General features: G+C 73.7%; 7 protein-coding genes and 1 tRNA gene. 6 read left to right on the plus strand and 2 right to left on the minus strand.

Annotated features, from left to right (window positions below; all coding sequences use genetic code 11):
- The 6 genes from G3I42_RS17455 to G3I42_RS17480 form a co-directional block, all read left to right on the plus strand.
- Nucleotides 1–477, plus strand: a 477-nt coding sequence (locus G3I42_RS17455) for an EboA domain-containing protein (RefSeq protein ID WP_164287031.1), incomplete at its 5' end; no start/stop codon positions are given.
- Nucleotides 477–1,325, plus strand: a complete 849-nt coding sequence (locus G3I42_RS17460; RefSeq protein ID WP_164287033.1) for a TatD family hydrolase — start codon at nt 477–479, stop codon at nt 1,323–1,325. The genes G3I42_RS17455 and G3I42_RS17460, both read left to right, overlap by 1 nt.
- Before the next feature lies 1 nt (nt 1,326).
- A complete protein-coding gene (gene eboE / locus G3I42_RS17465) occupies nt 1,327–2,496 on the plus strand; it encodes a metabolite traffic protein EboE (protein WP_164287043.1) in 1,170 nt (389 codons plus the stop codon).
- Nucleotides 2,493–3,911: a nucleotide pyrophosphatase/phosphodiesterase family protein gene (locus tag G3I42_RS17470; protein WP_164287035.1), complete on the plus strand. Its 1,419-nt coding sequence runs from the start codon at nt 2,493–2,495 to the stop codon at nt 3,909–3,911. Before eboE ends, G3I42_RS17470 begins: the two co-directional genes overlap by 4 nt.
- Nucleotides 3,912–3,975: 64 nt before the next feature.
- Complete coding sequence (locus G3I42_RS17475; RefSeq protein ID WP_164287037.1) at nt 3,976–5,052, plus strand: sugar phosphate isomerase/epimerase; 1,077 nt, start codon at nt 3,976–3,978, stop codon at nt 5,050–5,052.
- Between the two features lie 136 nt (nt 5,053–5,188).
- A tRNA-Leu gene (locus G3I42_RS17480) sits at nt 5,189–5,273 on the plus strand.
- 140 nt (nt 5,274–5,413) lie between these two features.
- Here the strand turns inward: G3I42_RS17480 and G3I42_RS17485 are convergent.
- Nucleotides 5,414–7,045 (minus strand): ABC-F family ATP-binding cassette domain-containing protein, encoded by a 1,632-nt coding sequence (locus G3I42_RS17485; protein ID WP_164287039.1) that lies wholly within the window; start codon nt 7,043–7,045, stop codon nt 5,414–5,416.
- 184 nt (nt 7,046–7,229) lie between these two features.
- Nucleotides 7,230–8,029, minus strand: an 800-nt coding sequence (locus G3I42_RS17490; RefSeq protein WP_239096519.1) for a TMEM175 family protein, incomplete at its 5' end; no start/stop codon positions are given.

Raw genomic sequence — 8,029 nt, forward strand, 5'->3', positions numbered from 1 at the left:
GAGGCCCGCACCGCGCTGTTGCGCGCGGCCCGCCCCGACGCCGCCGCGCTCGCCCGTGTCTACCGGCACGGCACCGCCGCCGAACGCCGCGCCGTCCTCACCGTCCTGGACACCCTCGTCCCTGACGACTCCGCGCTCCCGCTCGTCGAGGACGCCCTGCGCACCAACGACACGCACCTCGTCGCCGCCGCGCTCGGCCCCTACGCGGCGCGGCACCTCGACGCGCACGCCTGGCGCCACGCCGTCCTCAAGTGCCTCTTCACAGGGGTGCCCGTCGCCGCCGTGCACGACCTCGCGCACCGCGCCCGCGGCGACGCCGAACTCGCCCGCATGCTGGGCGACTTCGCGGCGGAACGCACCGCGGCGGGGCGCACCGTGCCCCAGGACCTGCGCACGGTGCTCGCCCACGCCGCCGCCCCCACCGAAGCCGCCCCCGAGGGCGTTCCCGCAGGCATCCTGCGAGGCGAGGAGAACTGATGCGCATCTTCGACCCCCACATCCACATGACCTCGCGCACCACCGACGACTACGAGGCGATGCACGCCGCCGGGGTCCGCGCCGTCGTGGAGCCCGCCTTCTGGCTCGGCCAGCCCCGTACCAGCCCCGAGAGCTTCTACGACTACTTCGACGCCCTCCTCGGCTGGGAGCCCTTCCGCGCCGCCCAGTACGGCATCGCGCACCACTGCACCCTCGCCCTCAACCCGAAGGAGGCCGGGGACCCGCGCTGCACGCCCGTGCTCGACGAACTCCCGCGCTACCTCCTGAAGGACCACGTCGTCGCCGTCGGCGAGACCGGCTACGACTCCATGACCCCCGCCGAGGATCAGGCCCTCGCCCACCAGCTCACGCTGGCCCACGAGTTCGGACTCCCCGCCCTCGTCCACACCCCGCACCGCGACAAGCTCGCCGGACTGCGCCGCACGATCGACGTCGTCCGCGAGTCGCCCCTCGCCCCCGACCGCGTTCTCCTCGACCACCTCAACGAGACCACGGTCAAGGAGGCCAAGGACTCCGGCGCCTGGACCGGCTTCTCCATCTACCCCGACACCAAGATGGACCCGCACCGCATGGTCGCGATCCTCCAGGAGTACGGGACGGACAAGGTCCTCGTGAACTCCGCGGCGGACTGGGGCAGGAGCGACCCGCTGCTCACCCGCACGACCGGCGAGGCGATGCTCGCGGCCGGCTTCACCGAGGACGACGTCGACCAGGTGCTCTGGCGCAACCCCGTCGCTTTCTACGGCCTTTCGGGCCGCCTGGACCTCGACCGCGAGGCCCCCGAAGCGCTCCACGAGGGCAACTCCATCCTGCGCGGGGGTGAGTGAGGTGCGCTTCCGCCACCCGGACGGCTCGGTGCTGCACCTCTCGTACTGCACCAACGTCCACCCCGCCGAGACCCTCGAAGGCGTCCGCGCGCAACTGCGCGACCACTGCGAGCCGGTGCGCCGCCTCCTCGGCCGCGACCGGCTCGGCATCGGCCTGTGGCTCGCCCGCGACGCCGCCAAGTCCCTCATCACCGACCCCGTCGCACTCCGCGCCCTGCGCGCCGACCTCGACGCGCGCGGCCTGGAAGTCGTCACGCTCAACGGCTTCCCCTACCGCGGCTTCGGCTCCGACGAGGTCAAGTACCGTGTCTACAAACCCGACTGGGCCGACCCGCAGCGCCTGGAGCACACCACCGACCTCGCCCGCCTCCTCGCCGGGCTCCTCCCCGACGACATGCCCGAGGGCTCCATCTCGACGCTCCCGCTCGCCTGGCGCACCGCCTACGACGCCGACGCGGCCCGCGCCTCGCGCACCGCGCTCACGACCCTCGCCCAGCGCCTCGACGCCCTGGAGGAGACCACCGGGCGCTCCCTGCGCGTCGGCCTCGAACCCGAACCGGGCTGCACCGTCGAGACCACCGCCGACGCGATCGCCCCGCTCACCGAGATCGCCCGCGACCGCATCGGCATCTGCGTCGACACCTGCCACCTCGCCACCTCCTTCGAGGACCCGGCCACCGCCCTCGACGCCCTCGAAGCCGCCGGCGTCCCCGTCGTCAAGACCCAGCTCAGCGCCGCCCTGCACGCCGAGCACCCCGACCGCCCCGAGGTACGCGAAGCCCTCGGCGCCTTCGCCGAACCCCGCTTCCTCCACCAGACCCGCACCCTCACCCCCGCCGGGCTGCGCGGCACCGACGACCTCGCCGAGGCCCTGGGCGACGACCGCCTCCCCGCCGCCCGACCCTGGCGCGCCCACTTCCACGTCCCCCTCCACGCCCCGCCGGCCCCGCCCCTCACCTCCACCCTCGACGTACTGCGCGACAGCCTGCGCACCCTCGTCGGCGGCGCGCACCCGCGCACCCGCCACCTGGAGGTCGAGACGTACACCTGGCAGGCCCTGCCCGAGGGCCAGCGCCCGCGCAGCCGCGCCCAGCTCGCGGACGGCATCGCGCGGGAACTCGTCCTCGCCCGCGACCTGTTGACGGAACTGGGCCTCAAGGAGCTGCCGTGACCAGCGCACCGACCGACACGCAAGCCGCCGCGAAAAAGCCCACCCCCCTCCTCGTCCTCGACGTCGTCGGCCTCACCCCCCGCCTCCTCGCCCACATGCCCCGTCTCGCCGCGCTCGGCGACTCGGGGAGCCGCGCCCCGCTCGGCACCGTCCTGCCCGCCGTCACCTGCGCGGCCCAGTCCACCTTCCTCACCGGCACCCTCCCCGCCGAGCACGGCATCGTCGGCAACGGCTGGTACTTCCGCGAACTCGGCGACGTCCTGCTGTGGCGCCAGCACAACGGCCTCGTCGCGGGCGACAAGCTGTGGGACGCCGCGCGCCGGGCCCACCCCGGCTACACCGTCGCCAACATCTGCTGGTGGTACGCGATGGGCGCCGACACCGACTGGACGGTCACCCCGCGCCCCGTCTACTACGCAGACGGCCGCAAGGAACCCGACTGCTACACCCGGCCCCCGGACCTCCACGACGAACTGACCGAGAAACTGGGCACGTTCCCCCTCTTCCAGTTCTGGGGCCCCGGCGCGAATCTCGACTCCTCGCGCTGGATCATCGGTGCGACCCGCCACCTGCTCGCCACCCGCAAGCCGGACCTCGCCCTCGCCTACGTCCCCCACCTCGACTACGACCTCCAGCGCTTCGGTCCCGACGACCCGCGTTCCCACGCCGCCGCCGCCGAACTCGACATCGCGCTGGCCCCGTTGATCGAGGACGCCCGCCGCGAGGGCCGCACCGTCGTCGTCCTCTCCGAGTACGGCATCACCAAGGCCGACCAGCCCGTGCACCTCAACCGCGTTCTGCGCGAGGCCGGTCTCCTGGAGGTGCACACGCAGGACGGCATGGAGTACCTCGACCCGATGGCCTCGCGGGCCTTCGCCGTCGCGGACCACCAGATCGCCCACGTCTACGTGCGCAGGCCCGAGGACCTGGACGCGACCCGCGCGGCCCTCGCCGGGGTCGACGGCATCGGCGAACTCCTCGACGACGAGGGCAAGAAGGCGCACGGGATCGACCACGCCCGCGCGGGCGAACTCGTCGCCGTCGCGGCGCCGGGGCACTGGTTCACGTACTACTACTGGCTCGACGAGGCGCGCGCCCCGGACTTCGCCCAGCTCGTGGAGATCCACCGCAAGCCCGGCTACGACCCCGTCGAACTCTTCATGGACCCCGAGGACCCCTACGTCCGCCTCAAGGCGGCGGGCGCCCTCGCGCGCAAGAAGCTCGGCATGCGCTACCGCATGGCCGTCGTCCCGCTCGACGCCGCACCCGTACAAGGGAGCCACGGACGGCTGCCCGAGAACGACGACGAGGGCCCGGTGCTGCTCAGCTCCGACCCGGCGGCGGCCACCGGGCGCCTCGCGGCGACCGACGTCAAGCCGCTCCTCCTCAGACTCGCCGGTCTGGAGGGGTCCTGACCCCGTCCCCTCCGGCGCCACCGCACCACCACCTCACCCCTTCTTCCTCCCAGGGAGCCCACGCATGAGCCGCAAGAAGACAGTGGACGAGGAACTCTCCGCCCGCCTCAGCAGAAGAGGGATGCTCGGCGTCGGCGCCGGTCTCGGCGCCGCGGCCCTCCTCGGCCTGGGCACCGGGCAGGCCGCCGCGCACGGCGGCGGCCACGGCCACGGGAACGACCACGGCCACGGCCACGGGCACGGCAACGGCGGTGTCCCCGCCCTCCCCAAGGACCGGCTCGGTATCCAGCTCTACTCGCTGCGCGACAAGGTCGCCTCGCTCGGCTTCGCCAAGGTCTTCGACGAGCTGGAGCGCTTCGGCTACGACGAGGTCGAGTACGCGGGCTACACGCAGGGCACCGGCTCCCTCACCCTGCCCCAGCTCGCCCGCCTCGCCCGCGACCACGGCCTCAAGGGCATCGGCAGTCACGTCAACTACTACGACGACAACAACCCGGACGCCTACTCCTTCGCCCAGAACCTGGAACAGGTCCTCGACGACGCCCAGACCCTCGGCCTGCCCCACATCGGCACCGCCTCGGGCCCCTTCCGCTACGGCGACACCGTCGACGCCTGGAAGCGCGCCGCCGCGGACTTCAACAAGTACGGCGCCGCCGCCCGCCGCCGGGGCATGAAGTTCTACCAGCACAACCACGGCGACGAGTTCCGCTTCGCCTCCGACCAGCCGCACGTGCGCCTCTACGACGTGCTGCTCGCCGAGACCGACCCCGACCTCGTCTTCCTGGAGATGGACATCTACTGGGCCTACACCGGCCAGTTCCGCTTCTCGAAGACCCCCGACGGCAGGCCCGCCCCCTTCGAACCGCTCGACTACGTCCTCAAGTACCCCCACCGCTACCCGCTCTTCCACGTGAAGGACGGCACGCACGACGAGCTGGCCGCCGACGGGTACGACATGACCGACGTCGGCGACGGGGACATCGACTACCTGAGCTTCCTCACCGCCGTGAACCACCGCACTCGCGACGCCCGCCGCGCGCACCACTGGCAGGTCGAGCACGACAACCCGGTGGACTCCTTCCTCTTCGCCCAGAAGTCCTCCGCGCACCTCCACTCCCTGCGCGAGAAGAAGCACCGCTGACCTGCGGCCGGGGCGACCGCCGGGCCGCCCCGGCCACCCCGCCTGACCACGCCTTATGGAGGTGAAGAGCACCCCGGAGACCTGGTAGAGTTGTCGATGTCGCCGGGGGAAACGCCGGAACAACGACAGACACCTTGTCCGGGTGGCGGAATGGCAGACGCGCTAGCTTGAGGTGCTAGTGCCCTTTATCGGGCGTGGGGGTTCAAGTCCCCCCTCGGACACAGAGCGAGGCCCCTCCAGGAGAGATCCTGGAGGGGCCTTTCGCGTGCGCGGGCCCGCTCGCGACGCGGGCCGGGCGGCCCGCTGCCGGGGCATGAAGTTCTGCCTGTACAACCACGGCGACATGGGCCCGCCCCCTCGCTCACCCCCCGGCCGTCAGCCGCAGCTCCTCGCCCGCCCAGCGGCGGCGGAGCCAGCGGTCGTGGCTCGCGAGGACGATCGCGCCCGGGCCGGGGCCGAGCGCTTCCTCCAGTTCGTCGCACAGGGCGGGGGAGAGGTGGTTGGTCGGCTCGTCCAGGAGCAGGAGGCCCGGCGGATTCGCGACGAGGAGGGCGAGGGCCAGCCGGCGGCGCTGGCCCGCGGACAGGCGCCCGACCGGGGTGTCCAGGTCGCGTGCCGCGAAGAGGCCGAGCGCCGTGAGCGGGACGCGTTCCGCGCGCGCGGCGCCCAGGCGGCGTGCCCAGAACTCCGCCGCCGTGCGCTCCCCCTCGGTGAAGACGGTGTCCTGCGGCAGGAGCCCCACGGTGAGCCCGTCGGCGGCCTCGGCCGTGCCCTCGTGCTCCAGGTAGCCGGCGAGGACCGCGAGCAGCGTGGACTTGCCCGCGCCGTTCGGGCCCGAGACGAGCAGCCGCTCGCCGGGTGCCACGTCGAGCCGGTCGAGCGCGAGCCTGCCGGGGACGCGGATGTCGCGCAGGGAGAGCAGCGGGCCGCCGGGCCCGGCCGCGAGGGCGAGACCGCGCGCGGCCCTGAAGCGCAGCGGCGGCGGGGGAGCGGGGACCCTGGTGCGCTCCAGCTCGGCGAGGCGGCGGTGCGCGTCGCGCACCCGGCGCGAGACCTGGTGCTCGACGCGGTTGCCCCGGCGCCCGTAGCCCATCTTCTCGTTGTCGGAGCGCCAGCGGTTCGGCGCGACGCGGTGCGCGGAGACCCCGGCCCGCTCGCGCAGCCGCTCCACCTCCTCCTGCTCCGCCGCGTACCGCTCCTCCCAGCGGGCGCGCGCGGCGGCGCGCACCGCGCGGTACTCCGTGTACGTACCGCCGTGCCGGACGGGTCCGCCCACGGCCGGATCGAGGTCGAGCAGGTCGGTGCAGACCGCGTCGAGGAAGGCGCGGTCGTGGCTCGCGAGGACGACGGCTCCCGGCAGTTCGCGCAGGCGCGCCTCCAGGAAGGCCGCGGCCTGGTCGTCCAGGTGGTTCGTCGGCTCGTCGAGGAGCAGCGCGGTGGGGCGGCGCACGAGGAGCGCGGCGAGGGCGAGCCGGCCGCGCTGGCCGCCGGAGAGGGAGCCGAGCGTACGGGTACGGGCGAACCCGCCGATGCCGAGACCTTCGAGCGCCCGCGCCGCGCGGCGGTCGGCGTCCCACACCTCACGGGCCTGCGCGCGGGCGAGGGTCCGCTCGTACGCGCCGAGCAGTTCCGCGTGCGCCGGGCTCTCCTCGGCCGTCCCCGCGAGTTCCGCGCCGAGCCGGTCGAGCGCGGCGAGGTCCGCGCGGGCCTCGCGCAGGGCGGCTTCGACGACGTCCGTGATCGTCTCGCGGGCCGTGAACGGCAGTTCCTGGTGGAGGAAGCCGAGGTCCGCGGGGCCTTCCACGGTGCCGGAGACGGCGTGGTCGGCGCCGGCGAGCAGGCGCAGCAGGGTCGACTTGCCCGCGCCGTTCTCGCCGATGACGCCGAGACGGCGGCCGGGAGCGACGGTGAGCGAGACGCCGTCGAGGACGCGGCGGCCGCCGAGCACCTGCACGAGGTCCTGGGCACGCAGGACGGGAACGGGGGAGGGCATGGGGAGAACCACCAAAGGGGACGCGGTACGGCGGACGGGCAGGACGAAGGGGCCACCCGGACCGGCGCACCGCGCGCCGCCGGTGGCCCGGGGCTCCGGACTCACCCGGAAATGTCGTCGTCTCCCGCGGCCACTCTCACTGCCTCCGTACGAAAACGTGCCCGCGCAGCCTAACAGGCCCCGCTCAGGCCGCCGTGCCCCTTTTCGGCATCCCCTCCGTCGTCAGGAAGTAGAAGACCGGCAGGGCCACGAAGACGCCGAGCGCCACGAGCGGTGTCACGAGGACGCCGAGCAGCCCGGCGAGCACGTACGCGACGACCCCGACCGCCGAACGCGTCACACCGTGCCGCAGGTAGCCGGGCTCGACGTGCGGCTCCATCAGCTCGGGGCGGCCGAGCAGGAAGCGGTAGAGGATGAGCCACGCCGTGCACATCAGGGCGGCGACGAGCGCGTACAGGGCCACGGCGGTGCGCGCGTCGCGTCCGGTCACCGACTCGCTGAGCGTCTCCGAGACGACCGAGGTGGGGAAGGCGAGCGCCGAGGTGATGCCGACGAGCGCGAGGTTCCAGCCGGAGAGCGCCCGGTCCACGCTGCGGATGCGCGCGAAGGCCTGGTGGTGGTTGAGCCAGATCACGCCGACGTAGCTGAACGAGGCGACGTAGCCGATGTAGGCGGGCCACTGGTGGAGGAGGGCGTGCGCGAGACCGTCGTCGTGGTGCGGCGGGTCGTTCAGCTCCAGGACGAGGAGCGTGAGGGCGACCGCGAAGACGCCGTCGCTGATCGCTTCGAGGCGCGAGGTGTCGCTGCGCCGGAAGCGCGCCGAGGGATCGCGCCCCGCGTGCGCTCCGGGCACCTGACCGGCCGCGCTCTCGTCCCCCGGCGGTCCGTGCGTCGGCTCGTGCGGCACGGTGGCGGCTCCCCTCGGGCCCGGTCGGGCGCCGGGCACCGCCGCATTATGCCGCGCGAGGGCGCGCCCTGGGCCCG

It is taken from the genome of Streptomyces sp. SID11385 (assembly GCF_010548245.1).
In the GTDB taxonomy this organism is placed as follows: domain Bacteria; phylum Actinomycetota; class Actinomycetes; order Streptomycetales; family Streptomycetaceae; genus Streptomyces.